Here is a 20680-nt window from a genome sequence, read left to right as displayed (position 1 = left end):
TAAGCGAGAGAATTTGGGAATTCGAAATGCACACGCAGGAAAAGAGTAGTAATATAGTAACGAAGGCACTTTCATGGAAGAATGGCACGTTCGTTCCTTCTCATGACGTTTTAGCGCATCATTCATCCAATTTCTTTTGAAAGCGCTAACAGGTAGAGGGCTGGAAACACATTTAGCCGATGCTAAATGTGAGGGGAGAAATATAGAAACGGGGGGAACCGTACATGGCAGGCCACGAGCAAGATCAACAAGCATTTTATGGACCAAACCTTGGCTACATCATTGAATTGTACGAGCGTTTTTTAGAAGACAAAACATCCGTCGATGAGGAGACACGTACTTATTTCGAAGAGCATGGTGCACCTGTGACGGAACCAGTAGTACCGATGCAAGTCGAGACGGGAGATTTCGAAAAATATCTTGCGGCGAATCGTTTAGCGGAACAAATTCGTGCAAAAGGACATCTTGCGGCGGATATCTATCCGCTGAAGGACCATCCGCGAGAAACAGGATTATTCGAACTAAATCAGTTTGGACTGACAGAGGCAGATCTTCGGAAAATGCCGGTTTCACTCGTCTGTCCTGAGCCGCCAGCGGGTGTTCAAGATGCATTTGAAGGCATCGAGCACTTGAAAGCGCAATACACGGGAGCAGCGGCTGTTGAGTTCCAGCATGTTGATGACTTAGAGGAAAAGAAATGGCTCCGTCAAAAAATCGAACAAGGTGCTTTGACGGCGACGCTTGATGCTGAGCAAAAGAAACAATTGTTCAAACGCTTGGCTGAAACGGACCTTTTCGAAAAATATCTGCACAAAACATATGTCGGTCAAAAACGATTCTCGATCGAAGGGCTCGATGCGATGGTGCCATTGCTCGATACGATCGTCGGACACCTCATTTCGAACGGCTCGGAGACGATCAATATCGGAATGGCGCACCGTGGACGATTAAATGTTTTAGCTCATGTACTCGGTAAACCATATGAAATGATCTTTGCTGAGTTCCAGCATGCACCAAATCATGATCTCGTACCGTCTGAAGGATCAATCGGTATCACATACGGTTGGACGGGCGACGTGAAGTATCACCTCGGACTAAACCGGAAACTCGAGCAAAAGACACGTGACATCCGGATGACGCTCGCGAACAATCCGTCGCACTTAGAGTTCGTCGACCCAGTCGTCGAGGGCTTCACGCGTGCGGCACAAGATGACCGGACCCAAAAAGGCGCACCACGTCAAGAGCAGGCAGCCGCTGCTGCGATCCTGATTCACGGGGATGCAGCGTTCCCAGGTCAAGGAATCGTTGCTGAAACCTTGAATTTAGCAAACCTCAAAGGATATAACACAGGCGGAACGATTCACATCATCGCGAACAATACGATCGGCTTCACGACGGAACCGACAGATTCGCGTTCGACGCGTTACTCGAGTGACCTGGCTAAAGGGTATGAGATTCCAGTCTTCCACGTCAACGCCGATGAACCTGAAAGCTGTCTCGCTGTTGCGCTACTCGCGAGCGAGTACCGTGCAACATTCAAGAAAGACGTCATGATCGATTTAATCGGATATCGTCGTTTTGGACACAACGAAATGGATGAACCGATGAATACAAACCCGGTCTTATACGATTTGATCCATAAGCATGATCCGATTCGTGTCTTGTACGGAAAGACGCTTGTCGCGAACGGGGATGCGACAGCTGAGGAAATTCAATCGATTGAGACGTCAATCAATGATCACATGAAGGCGGCTCGAGAAAAAGTCCCAAATGTAGAGAAAGAGTATGGTGGGGTCATGCCGGACGTCGTCTTTAAAGGCGTTCCGACGATCGAAACAGGAGTAGCGATCGAAACATTAACTGCATACAATGAAGAATTGTTGCAGTGGCCAGATGGCTTCCAAGTGTTCCATAAACTTGAGAAAGTCCTGAAGCGCCGGACAGATGCATTCTCGACGAAGAACGGGATTGACTGGGGACATGCCGAAACATTGGCATTCGCTTCAATTCTCTCGGATGGAACACCAATCCGATTGAGCGGGCAAGATTCTGAACGGGGAACGTTTGCACAACGGAATATCAATCTTCATGATGTGAAAACGGGAGAAGGATTCTCGCCACTTCATGCTTTATCAACGGCAACAGCTTCGTTCTCGGTCTATAACAGTCCACTCTCTGAGGCGGGTGTTCTTGGCTTTGAATACGGCTATAATGTCTTTGCACCAGAAACGCTTGTCTTATGGGAAGCGCAATACGGAGACTTCGCAAACTCAGGTCAAGTCATCTTTGACCAGTTTATTTCTGCGAGCCGAGCCAAATGGGGACAAACGTCAGGTCTCGTTATGTTGCTTCCGCACGGCTATGAAGGACAAGGACCAGAACACTCGAGTGGTCGTTTAGAGCGCTTCTTGACGTTATCCGGTGAGAAGAACTGGACAGTTGCGAACGTATCGAGTGCTGCGCAGTACTTCCATTTGTTGCGTCGACAAGCAGCAATCCTCGGAAAAGAGGAAGTTAGACCGCTCGTGGTCATGACACCAAAGAGTCTCTTGCGTCATCCGCTTGCGACATCTGACGTCTCTGAATTGACGGAGGGTAGTTTCCGTCGTGTCATTGAACAAGCGGGACTTGGAGAAGCACCAGATCGTGTCAAACGTCTTGTGTTCTGTTCTGGTAAGATGGCAATTGATTTAGCGGAAGCGGTCTCGAAATCAGAGGAGAATCTCGACTGGTTACAAATCGTCCGGGTTGAGGAACTGTATCCGTTCCCAGCGAAAGCCTTACAAGAAGTCATTGCGCGCTATGAATCCGTCGAAGAGATGGTCTGGGTGCAAGAAGAACCGAAAAACATGGGGGCGTGGTCCTTTATGGAACCACGGCTTGAAACAGTCGCACCGAACGGAATTCAAAATGTTCGTTACATTGGTCGTCGTCGCCGTTCAAGTACAGCAGAAGGTGACCCGGCAGGTCATAAAGTAGAGCAAGCACGTATCATCAATGATGCGCTCACAGCAACGGCTTCTACACCAACAGCACCATCACACGTATCGAATCACACATCATAACGTAAGATAGAAACGAGTCATAGGGGGAGAATACGATGGAAATCAAAGTACCAGAACTTGCCGAATCAATTACTGAAGGAACGGTGGCATCTTGGTTAAAACAACCAGGTGATCACGTGGAAAAAGGGGAAGCCATCGTTGAGCTCGAGACAGATAAGGTCAACATCGAAGTACCGTCAGATGAAGCGGGTACGTTAACGGAAGTAATGGCTGCTGAGGGAGATACAGTCCGCGTCGGGGAAACGATTGCTGTCATCTCTGCTGGTGGCGAAGCTTCAAAACCGGCTGCAACAGAAACAGCACAAGAAACTCCAAAAGAGACACCAAAAGCAGAAGAAAAAGCGGAACAACCAGTGGCTGCAGCAGCGACGGAAAGTACATCCGTTGCAGATCGTCCGATTGCTTCACCTGCTGCCCGTAAATTGGCTCGTGAAAAAGGAATTGATTTAGCACAAGTGGCGACGCAAGATCCACTTGGTCGGATCCGTGTCCAAGATGTCGCGACGTTTGAAGTAGCGCCACGTGAACAAGCAAAACCTGCTTCTACGAAGCCTGCTGCGCCGACACCAGCTCAAGCGGCTGCTCCTGGGAAACCAGAAGAGCGAATCAAGATGTCACGTCGCCGGAAGACGATTGCGAATCGTCTTGTTGAAGTTCAACAAACGGCAGCGATGTTGACGACATTCAATGAAATCGATATGTCTGCTGTCATGGCGCTCCGTAAACGCCGTCAAGAAAAGTTCGTTAAAGAAAACGAAGTTAAACTCGGCTTCATGTCATTCTTTACGAAAGCAGCAGTCGCAGCACTCAAAAAGATGCCATACTTGAATGCTGAGATTCAAGGCGATGAAATCGTCCTGAAGAAATTCTATGATATCGGCATTGCCGTCTCAGCACCAGACGGTCTCGTTGTTCCAGTCGTTCGTGATGCGGACAAAAAGAACTTCGCTGAAATTGAAAAGGACATCATTCAATTAGCGGTCAAAGCGCGTGATAATAAACTTGGTCTATCTGACTTAACGGGTGGTACGTTCACAATCACGAATGGTGGTACGTTCGGTTCACTCATGTCGACGCCGATCTTAAACGGTCCACAAGTCGCGATTCTCGGCATGCACGCAATCAACCTGCGCCCTATTGCCATTGATGCAGAACGCATGGAAAATCGTCCGATGATGTATGTTGCTCTCTCTTACGATCACCGGATCGTGGATGGAAAAGAAGCTGTTACGTTCCTGAAACACATTAAAGATCTTCTTGAAGATCCAGAGTCATTGATTTTCGAAGCGTAATCATTAAAAGACCCGTTTTAGATGCGGGTCTTTTTTCTATGGAATGATATCGTTTTGTCATCAAATCAAGAAATGACGTTAACAGCTTCTCTATATCATCTTCATACAAATAATTTAAGATAAGTGTTGTAAGAATATTTCAAGGAGGAATAGATGATGCTGAAACAAATCGGATTGACGATGGTAGCGGGAGCCGTATTAAGTACAGGACTTCCGACAGAAGATGTCGGTGCACAATCAAAAGGCAAATCGTTACTCGATTCAAATCGAATCATTAACGTTGCTCATCGTGGAGCTTCAGGTTATGCGCCGGAGCATACGATGCCAGCTTACGAAATGGGACATAAGAAATTTAAAGCAGATTACATCGAAATTGATTTACAGATGACAAAAGACGGTCATTTGATTGCGATGCATGACGAAACCGTCGATCGGACGACGAACGGAACGGGTGCTGTCAAAGAGAAGACATTAGCTCAAATCAAGAAACTTGATGCGGGTAGTTGGTTTAATAAAGCAAATCCAACACTCGCTAAAAAATCATATGTAGGATTAAAAGTTCCTACACTCCAAGAAGTCGTGAATAAGTACGGGAAACATGCGAATTACTACATTGAGACGAAGTCCCCTGAAGTATATCCAGGAATGGAAAAGAAATTACTCGATTTATTGAAACGGAACGGATTGTCTAGTGATCGTGTGAAATCAGGACAAGTCTTGATTCAGTCGTTTAGTGCAGAAAGTCTTCAAAAAGTCAGATCCATCGATTCAAAAGTCCCGTTGATTCAATTGATGGAAGCAAAGGAGGTGTCTTCCTTAACCGACACGAAATTAAAGGAAATCCGTAAGTACGCAGTTGGAGTCGGTCCTTCATATAAAGCATTGACACGTGAAAATGTTAAAGCAATTCGTCAACAGGGCTTGCTGTTGCATCCGTATACAGTAAATGAAAAAGTCGAAATGGTTCGCTTGCTTGACTATGGTGTTACAGGTGTCTTCACGAACTACGCGGATCGCTTTAATGCAGTCATTAAAGAATCGTCCAAAAAAATTTCAAAATAATTCAAAGAGTGATTCCTCGTTTCGAATGCGAAATAAGGAATTGCTCTTTTTTGATAAAAACTCGTATTTTAAATCCAATATTTCCTTCCTTACGTAATCTGTGTAGAGCATGATGACAAATTCGAATTATGAGATGAATAGTGAGACAAAACTATGTAGTCGTTAGAGTGTTTCATGTTACGATAACAGTGCAGTTTTGGGAAGGAATGGAGTGAGGATTGTGAGAATTACACAGTATACGGATTATGGTTTACGCGTGTTGATGTATCTCGGTGTGCACCGGGATGTTATCACACCAATGCCGCAGATTGCCCAGCATTATGGCATCTCATCCAACCATTTAATGAAAGTGACACAACAGTTAGCGAAACTTGGATATGTCGAATCAACGAGAGGTCGCTCAGGGGGACTCCGTTTGATTCGTGATCCAAAGGACATTAACATCGGAAAAGTCGTTCGTGAAATGGAACCGATGGATATCGTTGAATGTTTCGGAAGCAACGGTCATTGTGTCATCGAACCGGGGTGTCGATTAAAAGGTGTGCTTGGGCGAGCATTGCGAGCCTTTATCCGAGAACTGGAACAGCATACACTAGAAGAGTTGCTTGATAATCGTGATGAGTTGGCGCTCTTATTTGCTGCTTCACCCTTACAGCGTTCCTAATCAAAAACCCTCGTTTCCGTAAGCGGAAGCGAGGGTTTTGTCATGTCGATATACTCACATGTCATCTTGGCGTTTCTTCGGTTCCACATGTTCTTTATTCTTAGACAGGTCGTCACGGACAGACGATTTCCATAATGGCACGTCGCTATAGTAAGCAGCACGCGCAATTAAATGTCCACCAATCGGTGCCGTGATGAGTACGAATAGGATACCAAGCACGACACGAGAGGAGAAAAATCCATCTTCAGTGACGAAATAAATAATGACGCCGATCAAAATCGACATGACGCCTAATGTCGCACTTTTAGATGCGGCATGCGCACGCGTATAGACATCGGGTAAGCGGATCAAACCGAGCGCGGTAACGAGACTAAATCCCATACCGAGCAAGGCAAAGACCGCGACGATCCATTCATTGATTGCGATCACGTTCGATGATCTCTCCTTTCTCGATATATTTTGAAAAGGCAACCGTACCGATGAAGGCAAGGATACCAATCAAAAGAATGACTTCGAGGTAGTCGCTCGTCCGTAAGATGATTGAGACAAGACCGACAATCGAAATCAAGCTGATACCAATCGAATCCAGCGCAATGACTCGATCCGCAACACTTGGACCTTTAATGACACGGTAGAATAGACCGAGCATCGAGAGGAAGACACCCCCGAGTGCGATATAGATAAAAATATCGAACATCACCGACTCACCTCCAGAATGGCTTTCTCAAAACTATCGCGAATCGATGCTACGGCTTCGTCGACTTCTGGCATATGAAGCGCATGAATATAGAGTATCTTATTATCGTCCGAGATATCGACGACAAGTGTTCCAGGTGTCAAGGTAATCAGCATCGATAACAATGTGACTTGCCACGGTTGATCGAGTTCCGTCTCATAGGCAAAGATACCAGGCTGAATATCTAACTTCGGCTTTAAAATGATTTTAAGGACATCGATGTTCGCTACGACAAGTTCATAGAGAAAGCGGAAAAACAACAAGACGAGTGCGACGACAGGTCCGAGATAAAAACGACCCTTAAAGCCGCGACGGAAAGCGAACATCGCAATCAGACCTAATGCATAGCCGATGGCGAAACCGGAGGCCGAGAAATTATTCGCAAGAAACATCCACAAGAAAGCAAGAAATAAGTTGAGCAAGACTTGAAATGCCATGAATTAACGACCTCCTTTGAGTACGGCATCGATATAGAGCGTTGGATTCGTCAGAGGTTCAACGGCTTGTTGAATCAGTGGACGCATCGCCTCAGCGCCTACGCCATAGAGGACGCTAAGCGCAACTAAGGCAATCGCAGGTGTAAGCAGTCGAGAAACGAGCGCTTGCTTTTCACCTGAGTACGGTTTGGGTATCCCCCAAAAAGCACGCATGAACAGTTGGACGACCGAATACAAGACGAGCAGGCTGGATAGTAGAACGATGATCGGTCCGACCAATTCACCAGCTTCAATGCCGCCACGAACAATCAAGAACTTCCCGATGAACCCACTAAGCGGTGGAATGCCGGCAAGCGATAACGCTGCAATGAAGAATGTCCAACCCAGCACCGGAAAGGCTTTGATCATGCCACCCATATCCTTTAGTTTATTTGATCCGGCAATTCCGACCATGATGCCGACGAGCAGGAACAATGCAGCCTTGATCACCATATCGTGAAGCAGGTAAAAAATCGCACCTTCTAGTGCTTGCGGTGTCATAAGGGAAACCCCATACAAGATGACCCCGACTGCGACGATGATGTTGTAGATGATGATCTGTTTCGCATCCCGTGTCGCTAATGCGCCAATCACACCGATGATGATCGTGCTGAGGGCAAGGACACTTAAGATTTGATGAATTGTTCCGATCTCGTTTGAGAAGAACAAGCTATACGTCCGTAAAATTCCGTATACCCCGACCTTCGTCAACAAGGCACCGAACAAGGCAAGAACAGGTGTCGGTGGTACTTGATAAGAACCAGGTAACCAGAAGTAGAGTGGGAAAATCGCGCCTTTTAATCCGAAAACGATCAGGAACAACAAGGCGATGACGTTTAGAATCGCTGGTTGTCCAATCTCTGTGATCTTCTGACTGATGTCCGCCATGCTGAGTGAACCGATGATCCCGTACAAGAAGGCAACCGTCATGACGAATAACGCGGACGAGATGACGTTAATCAAAAGATACTTGAGCGATTCTCGTAATTGGGCCGGTTTTCCACCGAGAACGATTAAGACATAAGACGAAATCAGGAAGACTTCGAAAAAGACGAACATATTAAAAATATCACCTGTCGTGAACGCACCGTTGACCCCAACGAGCAGGAACTGTACGGCAATGAAATAGTAGTACCGTTGATAGGCGTCGCTCAAGTAGGCGATGGCATACCAGATGATACAAAGGACGAGGATGCTCGTCGTCGTGACGAGTAGGGCAGACAGCATATCAGAGACAAGCGTAATCCCGAAAGGTGCTGGCCAGCTACCGAGTGTGACGGTTAAAATGCCATTCAAACGGACAGTCAGAACGAGGTAGATGGAAGCACAGACAGTTAAAATCGTCGAAATGATGGAAACGATCCGTTGTCCTTTGAGGTATCGCGGGAAAAACATCAAGATGACACCGGTCAACAAAGGAATGATGATCGGTAATAGCGGTAAGTTAATCATTCGAATCGGTTCCTTTCATCTCTTCGATATTATCGGTCCCGAGCTCTTGATAAGCGCGATACGCAAGCACCAAGAAGAAGGCAGTGACACCAAAGCTAATGACGATGGCAGTCAGGACGAGTGCCTGCGGCAGTGGATCCGTATAGGAAGTCACGCCGTCCTTTAAAACCGGAGCCGCGCCTCGTTTTAATCCCCCCATCGTCATGACGAGCAGATGGGCAGCGTGACTGAGCAGTCCTGTTCCGATGATGATACGAAGAATACTTTTTGAAAGAATGAGATAAATGGCACACATCGTCAGGATGCCTGCGGCGATTGCCATGATGATTTCCATATTATTCACTCTCCCCAATCGTTTGAATAATCGTCATCGTCACACCGACGACGACAAGATAAACGCCAAGATCGAACAACATCGCGGTGTGTAGCGATGTCTTACCGAACAACGGCAGGGTAAAATAGTCATGCGCATGCGTGAAGAACGGCACGTTGAACAGAAGCGCTCCTGACGCCGTCAGTACGGCAATCAACATACCAAGTGCTGTGATCCATTTATAATCAAATGGCAAAATCCGGCGCAACGTTTTGATATCATAAGCAAGTAAGATCAAGACAAGAGCAGACGCCGTCACGAGACCACCAATGAATCCACCACCCGGTGTATAGTGTCCGGCAAAGAACAAGTAAACAGCAAACAGGAAGATGACGAACGTGATAAAGGAAGTTGCTGACTCTAAGATGACGTCATTCGTATGCTTTTTTGCCTGCTTTTTCATTTATCGATCCCTCCTGTTTGTCTGAATTTAATCATCGTATAAATTCCGATTCCAGCAAGTGCTAGAACGGCAATCTCAAACAACGTATCGAAGCCACGGAAGTCGACAAGAATGACGTTGACCATATTACCGCCAGCGGCAAGATCAGCGACATTATCGATGTAATACTTGGCGATTGAAGTAAACGATCGTTGGCTAAGAGAAGCAAGTGCAACAAGGGTCACTGTCAATCCGACGAGTGCCGAAATCAAGGCGTTGCCGAGCTTGAACGGAATTCGCTCTTCTTTCCGGCTGATTTCCGGTAAATGATAGAAAACGAGTAGGAATAGAGCGACCGATACTGTCTCGATGACGAGTTGCGTCAAGGCAAGGTCTGGAGCTCGGAACAAGACGAAGAACAGAGCAACCGTATAACCTGTCACACCGAGTAAGATGATCGATGTCAGCCGCGATCGTGCAAAAGTGATTGAGAGAGCACTTGAGACAAGAACGAGCGCGAGAATGATCTCGTACGCATGAATCGAGCTAATTGGGTCTACCGCGAAGCGGAAAGCGTCGAACCCGTATAGTGCTGTCAAAATCAAGATGACAATGAATCCGAAGATATAGATGAGATACGACCGCATGTATCCGGTCATGACCGTATCATGGATCTTTGTCGAGGTCTGTTCACCACGGCGTAACAAAGCGTCATATTGATGATTCAAGGAGACTGCACGAGGCATCCGATTATAGAGCGACTGCCAGCGTGGGAGTGTCTTATACAAGATGAACCCGACTGTAAAGATGAGTAACGTCAGGAAAAATTCTGGTTGGAATCCATGCCACATCGTAATGTGCACATCAATCTTCCCACCCGCATCAACGACTTGCGGTAAGATCGCTTCGACTGCCGGTCGAATCAACGTATCCGATAATATATTCGGGAAGAGTCCGATGATGACGACGAGCGAGACGAGGACGAGTGGTGGAATCAACATGCCAATCGGTGCCTCATGGGGTGTCTTCGGCAACTTATCGTCTTGACGCTTACCGAAGAACGTTCTGCGGACGATCAAGATGCTGTAGACGAATGTGAAGATACTTCCGACGACGGCGAGTACAGGAATGATCCAACCGTAAGACGGTAAGTGGAACAAATCTGATCCTGCAACTTCAAGTACACCCGTCAAGAACATCTCTTTACTTAAGAAACCATTGAATGGCGGAATTCCCGCCATCGAGAGGGTCCCGATCATTGCGATCGTCATAGAGATCGGCATTAGTTGCGCAAGACCACCGAGCTTCCGAATGTCGCGAGTACCGGTTTCGTGATCGACGATTCCCGCCATCATGAAGAGACTGCCTTTAAATGTCGCATGGTTGATCAGGTGGAAAATCGCAGCGACTGTCGCAATCGTATATAATCCGTCATCTAACGCGTCGACGTGCAGGGCGGCTGCTCCGAGTCCAAGTAAGGACATGATCAATCCAAGCTGAGAAATCGTCGAGTAAGCAAGGATTCCCTTTAAATCATGTTGTTTCACCGCATTGAGTGAACCCCAGAATAAGGTGAATATTCCGACAGATGAGACGAGATAGAACCAAAGCGATTCATCCGCAAAAATCGGACTGAAACGAGCGACAAGATACAACCCTGCCTTGACCATCGTTGCCGAGTGCAAGTAGGCACTGACAGGGGTCGGTGCTTCCATCGCATCCGGTAACCAGATATGGAACGGAAATTGAGCAGATTTTGTGAAGGCAGCTAGCAAGAACAAAACAAGGGCGACCGTAAAGAAGGGTTCACCTTGAATCGACTCAAGCGACGCATAGGTCTCACGAATACTTAACGATCCACTGAGTGTAGAGAGAATCGCAATTCCCCCAAGCATCGCTAGTCCACCAAAGACGGTGATCAGCATCGATTTTTGAGCGCCGTAACGAGAACGTTCTCGCTCGTACCAGTAGGCAATCAATAAGAACGACGAAATCGACGTTAATTCCCAAAACAGATAGAGGACGATCATGTTATCTGACAGCACGACCCCAAGCATGGCGGTCATGAACATCAAAAGATAGACATAAAATGTTCCGAGTGATTCTTTTTTCGCATCTAAATAAAAAATGGAATAAAGAACGACGAGTGAGCCAATTCCTGTGATCAATAGTGCGAACAATAAGCCGAGTCCGTCGAGATACGTGACGAAATCGATACCGAGCGATGGGATCCACGGCATGCGTGCCGTAAAGGTCTCACCTGACATCGTACCAGGGAGAAAGTGGCTGAAATACGAAACGAGCAGTACAGGTACTACAAGTACAAACCAACCAGTATGAATGTTCGGAAGGCGTTTCGCTAGAAGCGGAATGAAAAGACTGATCAATATGGGCAGTAGAATAGCCCCGTGCATCACGGACACGAAATTCCCTCCTTTGTGACATCGACGACCAAAAATGAAAAAGGGACGCGAACGCAAGCTGTTGAAGCTCGGAACTGTCCAGTAGAAAACACGATTCATTTTGTTCGTCGAAGATGTTTCTGAATCAAGTATAGCGTACTTTTTTCCTTCTTGCATGACGTGAAGCATTGAAGCATAAGGGATTGAGCCATTTTCTCTTTTGATTATTAAATATGTAGGAACACGGCAGAAATAGGTTGATTTTTTTTTTTTGTTTTTTTCAAAAACACGTTGATCCATGCGAAGAATGATTCAAAATCAAGTAACCCGGGTACATCTATCTAGAGCACAACTAATGATCATAGAGGGGGAACTTTCATGAGAGCAACATTCAAGACAGGTGTCATTTTAGGTGGTTTAGCGGCGATTGCGACAATCGCCTATCAACAATACCAACAACAAAAAACGACGTCTAACGATATTGATCATCGACCAAGCGTCGACGCGAAACGCGATCCGGCTGAAGTCGGACTGACACAGCTTGATTCCATTCATCGGGCAGATTGGCAAGCGAATGGATTCCCACAAACGCACGCAGAACTCGAACGCTTAGAACGAGAAGAAAACTAAAAAACACGTCTCTCGCATGAGAGGCGTGTTTTTTGATCATCAAGCACTCGTTGTGACAAGGGCACGTGTCCGTTCACTGTGTGCGGTATAAGAAGAGAGATGTTCGAACTGATAAAGCGTTAAGGTTGCTGTACGACGCTGTCCAGTGCTAGATTCGAGCATCAAATAAGCCTCATTAAAATCAGTGCCACCACCGTCATAGCGGATATGTGCCGTAATCGTTCGTCCATCCGTCGTCTGCATATAAATATCGTAACCTCCGAAATCAACACGTTTGAAACGGGTCGCCTCGCTTACGATGTGCTTAAATGTTTCAATTAAAGAATATGTCATCGTTCGTTCCTCCCTTTATTTCTTCAAAACAAGATAAGTTATAATTAACTCCGAATATTACTGTTCCCATAAAATTGAAGAAATAAACATCACAAATGAATCTTTTTTATTCTTGTTATGAAACGCGTTTCATACTTTATGATGATGATAGACGGTGCGTGACCGATTACGGGCGTTAACCGATATAGAAACTGTATAATCAAAAAGACAAGGGGATGGTTACGACCATCCCCTTGTCTTTTTGATTATAACTCTACGTTATGGTAGACCTGTTGTACATCCTCAAGATCTTCAAGTGCATCGATCATTTTCTCGAATTGTGCAACGTCGTCCTCAGATAACACGACTTCGTTTTGAGCGAGCATGACGAGTTCAGCAAGCGAGAATTCGGTGATTCCTGCAGCTTTCAACGCTTCTTGCACAACATGGAATTGTTCTGGCTCGGCGTAGATGATGACAGAATCGTCTTCTTCGAGGATGTCGCGCACATCAATATCCGCTTCCATCATCAATTCGAGCACGTCATCCGCAGATTTTCCTTCAAACGCAAAGATAGCAGTCGCATCGAACATGTAAGCAACGGATCCACTAACGCCCATGTTTCCGCCATTTTTCCCAAATGCAGCACGCACGTCAGAAGCCGTCCGGTTGACGTTGTTCGTCAATGTTTCGACGATGACCATTGAACCGCTTGGACCAAATCCTTCATAACGAAGTACATCATAGTTTTCTTCCGCTCCACCTTTTGCTTTTTCAATCGCTCGATCAACGATGGCACGGGGAACGTTATATGTCTTCGCTCGTTCGAGTACGACCTTTAACGCTTGGTTAGATTCTGGATCTGGTTCGCCTTGTTTTGCCGCTACATAAATCTCACGACCGAACTTTGCGTAGATCCGACTCGTATTTTTGTCTTTTGATGCCTTTTTTTCCTTAATGTTATTCCATTTACGACCCATTTCGTATCCACTCTCTTTCCGTAATGTCAGAAATCCATGATTTCTTATGCGTTATCAGTATACCTTAAACTACCTGATAGACTGAACTAAAATGTCGGTCGAACAGTTGAATTTCTACTAAATGCGTTTAAGTGATGCGGAAGAAAGGAACTTTACCGATAGAGAAATATCAATTAGAGAAATATCAATTTAAGGGAGAGTGACAGTATTTGAACCAGGCTGGAGTAGTTCATCGCGCATTATCACCATTCGTTTATGCCTATGATCAAGAGACCGTTCATATTAGACTCATGACGGCTAAAGACGATATTGAAAAAGTTGAATTGATATATGGTGATCCTTATGAATGGGAAGCGGAAAAAGAAGAAGACCGAGATTGGAATTTTGATCCGGAGAAAGAAAAATCCTGGAAAGTGCAACAGAAGTCGATGCAATACAATGGAAGTGACGCGACGTATGACTATTGGTTCATTGCAATCCGTCCAGAACGAAAGCGGGTACGATATGGGTTCGAGGTTCATGGCGAAACCACAGCCGTTTTGACCGAACGCGGTTGGTATGACGAAGCGCCACTCGATCATCCGGGCTATTATTTTTCTGTTCCATATGTTCATGCGACGGACGTCTTTGATACACCGAATTGGGTAAAAGATACGGTCTGGTATCAAATTTTCCCAGAACGATTCGCAAATGGTGATCCAACGAACGATCCAGCGGGAGCGAAGGAGTGGGGAAGTGAAGCACCAGCTTTTCAGAATTTCTTCGGTGGAGATTTTCAAGGGGTCATCGATCACGTCGATCATTTACAACGTCTCGGCGTCACCGGTGTCTACTTCTGTCCAATCTTTGAAGCACCATCGAATCATAAATACGATACGCTTGATTACTTAAAGCTTGATCCTGCCTTTGGTGACGAGAAAACATTCCGCAAGATGATAGATGTGCTGCATGAGAATGGTATCCGCGTATTACTCGATGCCGTCTTTAATCATATTAGTGAAGATCACCCCGCATTTCAGGATGTATTAGAAAAGGGACAAGACTCAAAATATGTCAACTGGTTCACGATTGACTCCTTCCCGGTCGATCCGTCAATCCCGAACTATGAAGTGTTTGCATTTGAACGGAACATGCCAAAGTTGAACACCGCTCATCCAGACGTCAAACAATATTTGCTTCATGTCGGACGTTATTGGGTTGAGGAATTCGGAATCGACGGCTGGCGTCTGGATGTTGCAAGTGAAGTCGATCATGCGTTTTGGCGTGACTTTCGAAAGGAAGTCCGGGCTGCGAACGGAACGTGTTATATCGTCGGCGAATGTTGGACGGATTCACAACCGTGGCTCCTCGGCGATCAGTTCGATGCCGTCATGAATTACGGTTTGACAGAGAGCTTCCTGACTTGTTTTGCGACGGGCGAGACCAGCGTTCGTGATTTCTCGTATGCTGTCAGCAGAAATTTAAACTGGCATTCTCAAAATGTCAACGAGGTCATGTTCAATTTGATTGATTCGCATGATACGCCGCGTGCTTTAACGCGTGCGAAGGGGAATATCGAACGGATGAAATTGCTCTTCACTACACTGTTGACGTTTCCGGGTACGCCTGTCATCTATTATGGTGATGAGATCGGAATGATGGGCGGACAAGACCCGGCCAACCGTGCATGCATGGAATGGGATGAGACGAAGCAGAACCGTGATTTGTTCGATCACGTTGTACAGTTGATCGCCCTTCGAAAACAGCATCCGGTTTTAGCAAATGCCGGAACGTATCAATTCCAAAGGATCGATGATACAAAACAGATATTTGTCGTCGAGCGACGTCAGGGCGAAAACATTTACTTGCTCGTAGTCAACTTAAGTGAAGAAGAACAATCTCTTTCGCTCGAAGAAACATATGAAAGTCTGTTAGATGCAACGACGTTGTCGGGAACTATTCAAGTAGAAGCTGTGTCGGCTCTTCTTTTACGACACGTTTAAGAAAAAGCAAGTCGCGGATACGATATCCACGACTTGCTTTTTTAGTGCGTGTGCATTACGAATCAAACGGATGGATCAGTAAACCACTCCGAAGCTTCGGTTCGAACCAAGTCGACTTCGGCGGCATTACTTCTCCCGCATCAGCCACAGCCATTAAATCTTCGATCGAAGTCGGATGCAAGTGAAAAGCGACCGCGGCATGTCCGGAATCCACGATTTGCTCAAGACCGGCATACCCCTTATGACCACCGACGAACTGGATACGTGCGTCCGTCCGTGGATCTTCGATACCGAGTAACGGTGTCAACAACTCTTCTTGTAAAATCGACACGTCGAGATTCGCTTTCGTCCCTGTTCGTTCAGAATCGTACGAAAGGGTATACCATTGCCGGTTGAGATACATCTCGATTTGGTGACGTTTTGTTTGTTCGGCACGTCCTTTTGTGATCGTAAAGCGATGGGCTAATCGCTCAAGGAAATCAACGACGGATTGACCGTACAAATCTTCAACGACCCGATGATAGCCGAGGATTCGTAATTGTTCCTGCGGAAAGGAGACACCAAGGAAGCGTTGGGCTTCTTCCTGATCCGTCCGACTGGCAGCGACGGCTGCCGCTGCAGCACGATGGTGACCATCAGCGATATAGAGGGCGTCGTGGCGCGCGAACTGGCTTCCGATCGTCAACAGATGATGGCGATCGATGACTTTAAAAATTCGGTGTGTGATTCCATCGACAGTAAAGTCGTATAGAGAATCACCTGCAGTAATCGTCGAGACGATTTCTTGAAGCTGGGCATCCGTTTGATGGGCAAGTAAAATCGGTCCCGTATGAGCATTTAGATGTTCGACATGTCGGACACGATCGCGCTCTTTGTCCGGACGCGTGAACTCATGTTTACGAATTTGATTCGTTTCATAATCGTTAACGGAAACACATCCGACGAAACCGGATTGGATATGTGTCCCGTCAGACAGTTGATAAATGTAATACGTCTCGTCCGTGTCGAGCTGTAAGATGCCGTTTGTTTGACTCTCTTCGAAGGCAAGAGCTGCTTGCTGATAAACGCGTGGATCATCTTCAGCGATTAATGACGGAAGCGTGGCTTCTGCTTTATCGATCCGTAAAAAAGACAGCGGATGACGACGAATCTCAGATCGTGCTTCATCGCGAGAATAAACATCATACGGTAAGGCGGCAAAGTCTGCTGCATATTTTGAATCCGGTCGTAACGCCGCAAAAGGTTCAAACGTTGGCATGGGGATCACTCCTTTTAAAGTAGACGTGTTTTCAAGACGCCAGGAATCTGATTCAGTCGGTCGAGCGAAATCAACTCATCCGCATGGTTATCGATATCGATGATCGTATAGGCAATAGCATCTTTGCTACCATTGATCATATTCGCGATATTGATCGACTCTTGTGCTAACACGGAGGCAATTTGACCGACCATATTCGGAATGTTATGGTGAGCAATCGTAATCCGTCGTTTTCCGGTGAACGGTAACTCGACAGCAGGGAAATTGACAGCATTACGGATGTTTCCTGTCTCAAGGAACAGACGCAGTTGATCGACCGCCATGATGGCACAGTTTTCCTCCGCTTCACTCGTTGATGCCCCGATATGTGGCAAAGCGATGACCCGTGGAAGGGACAAGATGAAGGCATTCGGGAAATCCGTCACATAATTGGCCAGACGACCAGACCGGAGTACATCGGCTAACGCTTGTTCATCGACGAGTTCGCCACGAGAGAAGTTAAGCAAAGTCGCGCCGTGTTTCATCTTCGACAAGAGTGATGCATCGAGTAAACCTGTCGTTGCGTCAACGAGCGGAAGATGCAAGGTGATGTAGTCGCTTGTCGCGAGCAGATCCTCGAGCTGTGTTGCCCGCTGAATCTGATTTGAGACGCGCCAAGCGGACTCAACGGACATATGTGGATCATAGCCTGTAACGGTCATGCCAAGCTCATGGAGAGTGTTGGCTAAGTTCGCGCCGATTGCTCCAAGTCCTACGATTCCGATTCGTTTCCCAAGCAACTCCGTTCCGACAAATTGTTTTTTGTTCGCTTCAATCCGCTCCGGAATATCCGGTCCGCGTAAGTTGTTCGTCCAAAGCAGACTAGGGACGAGCTTTCGCGCCGTCAGGAATAAACTGCCGATGACTAGTTCCTTGACGGCATTTGCATTAGCGCCTGGTGTCGAAAAGACGGGAATCCCGCGGTTCGCAAGTTGATCGAGTGGAATCGTATTGACGCCGACGCCAGCTCGGGCGACGGCTTTAAGACTGTCCGGAAAGCGCATGTCATGTAAATCCTTGCTGCGGACGAGAAAGGCGTCTGGCTGCTCCGTTTCTCGCTGGACGTGATAGTCGTCTGTGAATCGTTTTAATCCTTTATCCGATAGATCATTCCATAGTTGGACTTGATACATTTAACGTTCCCCCTGTTCAAAACGGTGCATGATGTGAATCAGTGCCGTAACCCCTTCGGTCGGCATCGCATTGTAAAGACTCGCGCGCATTCCACCAATCGAACGATGACCGGCAAGATTGATTAGATCGTGACGCGCAGCGAAGGTCAAGAAAGCAGCGTCTTCCGTCTCACTTCCGGTCGAAAATGGAATGTTCATCCGGCTTCGATCCTTGATGGCTACATGGTTATGAAATAGATCGGATTGATCAATTGCTTCATATAACATGCGCGCTTGTGAGACGTTTCTTGCCTCAATCGTCTCGAGTCCCGTCTCTTCAATCCAATCGAGTACTAATTTCGTCATGTAAAGACTGAATGTCGGCGGTGTATTATACAAAGACCGTTGTTTTGCATGAATGTCATACCGTAAATAGGTACCAATCGTATCCGGAACACGATCAAGTAGCTCATTTTTTACAATGACAACCGTCAAACCGGCGACGCCAAGGTTTTTTTGAGCACCGGCGTACAACACATCAAATGCCTCGACTGGCAAAGATTCAGACAAAATGGAAGAAGAAACGTCGGCGACGAGTGACGCATCGACGTGAGGCGGTGTGTGATACGTCGTTCCTTCGAGCGTGTTGTTCCAAGTGATGTGCAAATAGTCGGCTGATGACGCGAACGGACCTTCTGGGATGAAGCGATAACCGTGATCAGCAGAAGAGGCGAGGACATTAACCGTCGCATACTGTTTGGCATCCGTAATTGCTTTGGTCGACCAGCCACCGGTATCGATGAAATCAATCCGTCCGGTCTTCGTCGCTAAATTTTGGGGTAACATCGCGAACTGAAGTGTAGCTCCACCTTGAAGAAACAAGACGGAGTACGTATCAGGAATCGACATGAGCCTTCGCAATGATTGTTCGGCTGCATCTCGAATCGATTCGAAGATTGGCGAACGATGACTCATTTCAAGAACCGATTGTCCTGAATTTTCATAATTAAGTAGCTCGGATTGAGCCTTCATTAAGACCGGGGCAGGAAGGACTGCAGGACCGGCAGAAAAGTTATAAACCGTCATGGGATACACTCCTTCTTGAATTTTCAGAAAATATGTACCACTCAAGTGTAACGGAATGAAAAATGAGAAGCAATTCTAACTAACGATGAATGGAAAATGAAAACAAAAACATCTCTTGAATCCGTCACGACGGATCAAGAGATGTTAATTGACCAAAGTGCCATTTCCAACCATCTGACGTAGCACGATAGATTGATACGATCCGGAAACGTCCTACGTATTGAGTTGCCCCGTATTCAAAACGATCTTCTATTAAACTATACTGAATCGCTGTATCTTCAAAGTGATCAATGTATGAAAAATCATCGGTCCGGGATAACCAGCGGATATTCGCAGGGTCAACGTAATGATCAAGATACGTTTCGGCGTCGAACGATCGCCCTAACGCATCGATGAACGTGAATTCGGGAGATAATAGATGTGAAACTTGTGATGAATCTCCTTTTAGCATAGCATCTTTAAGGTGTTGCACGGTTTGTTCGAGTGTCATGTTACATCTCCTTTCTTCTTGAATCGCCAGTGTAGCATATTTAAACAAAAAAAGACCCTGCCGGAGCAGGGTCTAAAAGAAATTAAAGTTTTACAACGTTAGTTGCTTGTGGTCCGCGTTGACCTTCTTCAACTTCGAAAGAAACCTCTTGACCTTCGTCAAGTGATTTGAAACCTTCAGATTGGATTGCTGAGAAGTGTACGAATACGTCGTCTCCGCTTTCGCGCTCGATGAAGCCGAATCCTTTTTCTGCGTTAAACCATTTTACTTTACCTTGTTCCATGTGTATTGCCTCCTGCGTGTGACTGGCACACTGATTATTACTACCGTGATCAATTTCATCGAATATAAAGTGAAACACTTCGTATCTCCACCGAACAACAATAATTACTTAATAATATAGCATGCCCGTATCGAAAAAGAAAGGACAAAACAAAAAAAGAACAAAGTAAAACAAAGTAAGCTGTTCTTCTCTAAATACATCATTGAATTAAAGGGTTCATTTTACCTGTGTCGAAAGAGTATAACTGATTCTTTCAATTAAGTCGGAATATGTTCTCTTTTACTACTGAGTTGTCGTAATGTATGCAAAATGAATCCTTGGAAGTTCGGGTAACGTGTCGGTTGTTCCCAAACAGTTCGGAATAATTCGGTCATTGCAGAATGAATAAGTGCTTCATCGACCTGTGTACGACGAAATAAAAGAAAGAGTGTTTTTTCGTAACGATCGTATAATCGTTCGAGCGCGACAGAATCACGCTGTTTGATTTGATTGAGCAAATCAGTGTCTGAATACATAGGTCACTCCTTCTTCGACAGTTTTCTCTATAGTATGCTGTCACAGTAATGTAATGAAACTATTATGTAGATTCCCGCTGGATGAATTA

Annotated in this window: 21 protein-coding genes; 6 read left to right on the top strand and 15 right to left on the bottom strand. The window is 46.1% G+C overall.

What is annotated here, in order from left to right; translation table 11 throughout:
* The first annotated feature begins 224 nt into the window (after positions 1 to 224).
* The 4 genes from VJ374_RS09405 (at position 225) to VJ374_RS09390 (ending at position 6083) form a co-directional block, all read left to right on the top strand.
* Positions 225 to 3065, top strand: a complete 2841-nt coding sequence (locus tag VJ374_RS09405; protein ID WP_290786597.1) for a 2-oxoglutarate dehydrogenase E1 component — start codon at positions 225 to 227, stop codon at positions 3063 to 3065.
* A gap of 35 nt (positions 3066 to 3100) precedes the next feature.
* Positions 3101 to 4357 carry a 2-oxoglutarate dehydrogenase complex dihydrolipoyllysine-residue succinyltransferase gene (odhB, locus tag VJ374_RS09400; protein ID WP_329468672.1) on the top strand — a complete coding sequence of 419 codons (1257 nt, stop codon included), beginning with the start codon at positions 3101 to 3103 and terminating at the stop codon, positions 4355 to 4357.
* 156 nt (positions 4358 to 4513) lie between these two features.
* Positions 4514 to 5419 (top strand): glycerophosphodiester phosphodiesterase, encoded by a 906-nt coding sequence (locus tag VJ374_RS09395; RefSeq protein WP_374120238.1) that lies wholly within the window; start codon positions 4514 to 4516, stop codon positions 5417 to 5419.
* Positions 5420 to 5639: 220 nt separating this feature from the next.
* The gene (locus VJ374_RS09390; protein ID WP_035407421.1) at positions 5640 to 6083 is read left to right on the top strand and encodes an Rrf2 family transcriptional regulator; all 444 of its coding nucleotides are present in this window, start codon (positions 5640 to 5642) and stop codon (positions 6081 to 6083) included.
* Positions 6084 to 6137: 54 nt separating this feature from the next.
* Here the strand turns inward: VJ374_RS09390 and mnhG are convergent, their stop codons facing one another.
* The 7 genes from mnhG to VJ374_RS09355 are packed head-to-tail and all read right to left on the bottom strand — an operon-like array spanning position 6138 to position 11925.
* Positions 6138 to 6512: a monovalent cation/H(+) antiporter subunit G gene (mnhG, locus tag VJ374_RS09385; protein ID WP_035407423.1), complete on the bottom strand. Its 375-nt coding sequence runs from the start codon at positions 6510 to 6512 to the stop codon at positions 6138 to 6140.
* Positions 6496 to 6732: a Na(+)/H(+) antiporter subunit F1 gene (locus tag VJ374_RS09380; protein ID WP_369792030.1), complete on the bottom strand. Its 237-nt coding sequence runs from the start codon at positions 6730 to 6732 to the stop codon at positions 6496 to 6498. The genes mnhG and VJ374_RS09380 overlap by 17 nt, the downstream gene beginning before the upstream one ends.
* Positions 6733 to 6779: 47 nt before the next feature.
* Entirely contained in the window at positions 6780 to 7256 is a 477-nt protein-coding gene (locus tag VJ374_RS09375; protein WP_290751004.1) for a Na+/H+ antiporter subunit E, read from the bottom strand.
* A 3-nt stretch (positions 7257 to 7259) separates the two neighbouring features.
* A complete protein-coding gene (locus VJ374_RS09370) occupies positions 7260 to 8747 on the bottom strand; it encodes a Na+/H+ antiporter subunit D (protein WP_329468668.1) in 1488 nt (495 codons plus the stop codon).
* Positions 8740 to 9081, bottom strand: coding sequence for a Na(+)/H(+) antiporter subunit C (locus VJ374_RS09365; protein ID WP_023468540.1), 342 nt, complete (start codon positions 9079 to 9081; stop codon positions 8740 to 8742). Before VJ374_RS09365 ends, VJ374_RS09370 begins: the two co-directional genes overlap by 8 nt.
* 1 nt (position 9082) lies before the next feature.
* Positions 9083 to 9523: a Na(+)/H(+) antiporter subunit B gene (locus tag VJ374_RS09360; RefSeq protein ID WP_329468665.1), complete on the bottom strand. Its 441-nt coding sequence runs from the start codon at positions 9521 to 9523 to the stop codon at positions 9083 to 9085.
* Positions 9520 to 11925: a Na+/H+ antiporter subunit A gene (locus VJ374_RS09355; protein WP_329468663.1), complete on the bottom strand. Its 2406-nt coding sequence runs from the start codon at positions 11923 to 11925 to the stop codon at positions 9520 to 9522. The genes VJ374_RS09360 and VJ374_RS09355 overlap by 4 nt, the downstream gene beginning before the upstream one ends.
* A gap of 357 nt (positions 11926 to 12282) precedes the next feature.
* Between VJ374_RS09355 and VJ374_RS09350 the strand changes: the two genes are divergently transcribed.
* Complete coding sequence (locus VJ374_RS09350) at positions 12283 to 12534, top strand: hypothetical protein (RefSeq protein WP_329468661.1); 252 nt, start codon at positions 12283 to 12285, stop codon at positions 12532 to 12534.
* A gap of 39 nt (positions 12535 to 12573) precedes the next feature.
* Here the strand turns inward: VJ374_RS09350 and VJ374_RS09345 are convergent, their stop codons facing one another.
* Entirely contained in the window at positions 12574 to 12867 is a 294-nt protein-coding gene (locus VJ374_RS09345) for a hypothetical protein (protein WP_035407444.1), read from the bottom strand.
* A gap of 245 nt (positions 12868 to 13112) precedes the next feature.
* Positions 13113 to 13826 (bottom strand): YebC/PmpR family DNA-binding transcriptional regulator, encoded by a 714-nt coding sequence (locus VJ374_RS09340; protein WP_329468658.1) that lies wholly within the window; start codon positions 13824 to 13826, stop codon positions 13113 to 13115.
* 209 nt (positions 13827 to 14035) lie between these two features.
* Here VJ374_RS09340 and VJ374_RS09335 point away from each other — a divergent pair, with 209 nt between their 5' ends.
* Complete coding sequence (locus VJ374_RS09335; protein ID WP_329468655.1) at positions 14036 to 15808, top strand: glycoside hydrolase family 13 protein; 1773 nt, start codon at positions 14036 to 14038, stop codon at positions 15806 to 15808.
* Positions 15809 to 15863: 55 nt separating this feature from the next.
* On the opposite strand, the gene VJ374_RS09330 is transcribed toward VJ374_RS09335, so the two are convergent.
* From VJ374_RS09330 to VJ374_RS09305, 6 genes are all read right to left on the bottom strand, one after another.
* Entirely contained in the window at positions 15864 to 17066 is a 1203-nt protein-coding gene (locus VJ374_RS09330) for a DUF1015 domain-containing protein (RefSeq protein ID WP_329468653.1), read from the bottom strand.
* A gap of 14 nt (positions 17067 to 17080) precedes the next feature.
* Positions 17081 to 18238, bottom strand: a complete 1158-nt coding sequence (locus VJ374_RS09325) for a phosphoglycerate dehydrogenase (protein ID WP_056062043.1) — start codon at positions 18236 to 18238, stop codon at positions 17081 to 17083.
* A complete protein-coding gene (serC, locus tag VJ374_RS09320; protein WP_329468650.1) occupies positions 18239 to 19303 on the bottom strand; it encodes a 3-phosphoserine/phosphohydroxythreonine transaminase in 1065 nt (354 codons plus the stop codon).
* Positions 19304 to 19427: 124 nt separating this feature from the next.
* Positions 19428 to 19793 carry a nuclear transport factor 2 family protein gene (locus tag VJ374_RS09315; RefSeq protein WP_035407460.1) on the bottom strand — a complete coding sequence of 122 codons (366 nt, stop codon included), beginning with the start codon at positions 19791 to 19793 and terminating at the stop codon, positions 19428 to 19430.
* An 82-nt stretch (positions 19794 to 19875) separates the two neighbouring features.
* A complete protein-coding gene (locus VJ374_RS09310; RefSeq protein ID WP_023468529.1) occupies positions 19876 to 20076 on the bottom strand; it encodes a cold-shock protein in 201 nt (66 codons plus the stop codon).
* 257 nt (positions 20077 to 20333) lie between these two features.
* Positions 20334 to 20591: an RNA polymerase sigma factor gene (locus tag VJ374_RS09305; protein ID WP_056062036.1), complete on the bottom strand. Its 258-nt coding sequence runs from the start codon at positions 20589 to 20591 to the stop codon at positions 20334 to 20336.
* Between the last annotated feature and the right edge of the window lie 89 nt (positions 20592 to 20680).

The organism is Exiguobacterium sp. 9-2, from assembly GCF_036287235.1.
GTDB lineage: Bacteria > Bacillota > Bacilli > Exiguobacteriales > Exiguobacteriaceae > Exiguobacterium_A.
The sequence above is the reverse complement of the archived record's forward strand: the minus strand, read 5'-3'. Positions and strand labels throughout refer to the sequence as shown.

Coding starts and splice junctions, on each gene's coding strand:
- VJ374_RS09405 (WP_290786597.1), top strand. CDS start 225: ATGGCAGGCCACGAGCAAGATCAACAAGCATTTTATGGACCAAACCTT.
- odhB (WP_329468672.1), top strand. CDS start 3,101: ATGGAAATCAAAGTACCAGAACTTGCCGAATCAATTACTGAAGGAACG.
- VJ374_RS09395 (WP_374120238.1), top strand. CDS start 4,514: ATGCTGAAACAAATCGGATTGACGATGGTAGCGGGAGCCGTATTAAGT.
- VJ374_RS09380 (WP_369792030.1), bottom strand. CDS start 6,732: ATGCTCGGTCTATTCTACCGTGTCATTAAAGGTCCAAGTGTTGCGGAT.
- VJ374_RS09375 (WP_290751004.1), bottom strand. CDS start 7,256: ATGGCATTTCAAGTCTTGCTCAACTTATTTCTTGCTTTCTTGTGGATG.
- VJ374_RS09370 (WP_329468668.1), bottom strand. CDS start 8,747: ATGATTAACTTACCGCTATTACCGATCATCATTCCTTTGTTGACCGGT.
- VJ374_RS09365 (WP_023468540.1), bottom strand. CDS start 9,081: ATGGAAATCATCATGGCAATCGCCGCAGGCATCCTGACGATGTGTGCC.
- VJ374_RS09360 (WP_329468665.1), bottom strand. CDS start 9,523: ATGAAAAAGCAGGCAAAAAAGCATACGAATGACGTCATCTTAGAGTCA.
- VJ374_RS09350 (WP_329468661.1), top strand. CDS start 12,283: ATGAGAGCAACATTCAAGACAGGTGTCATTTTAGGTGGTTTAGCGGCG.
- VJ374_RS09345 (WP_035407444.1), bottom strand. CDS start 12,867: ATGACATATTCTTTAATTGAAACATTTAAGCACATCGTAAGCGAGGCG.
- VJ374_RS09340 (WP_329468658.1), bottom strand. CDS start 13,826: ATGGGTCGTAAATGGAATAACATTAAGGAAAAAAAGGCATCAAAAGAC.
- VJ374_RS09330 (WP_329468653.1), bottom strand. CDS start 17,066: ATGCCAACGTTTGAACCTTTTGCGGCGTTACGACCGGATTCAAAATAT.
- VJ374_RS09325 (WP_056062043.1), bottom strand. CDS start 18,238: ATGTATCAAGTCCAACTATGGAATGATCTATCGGATAAAGGATTAAAA.
- serC (WP_329468650.1), bottom strand. CDS start 19,303: ATGACGGTTTATAACTTTTCTGCCGGTCCTGCAGTCCTTCCTGCCCCG.
- VJ374_RS09315 (WP_035407460.1), bottom strand. CDS start 19,793: ATGACACTCGAACAAACCGTGCAACACCTTAAAGATGCTATGCTAAAA.
- VJ374_RS09310 (WP_023468529.1), bottom strand. CDS start 20,076: ATGGAACAAGGTAAAGTAAAATGGTTTAACGCAGAAAAAGGATTCGGC.
- VJ374_RS09305 (WP_056062036.1), bottom strand. CDS start 20,591: ATGTATTCAGACACTGATTTGCTCAATCAAATCAAACAGCGTGATTCT.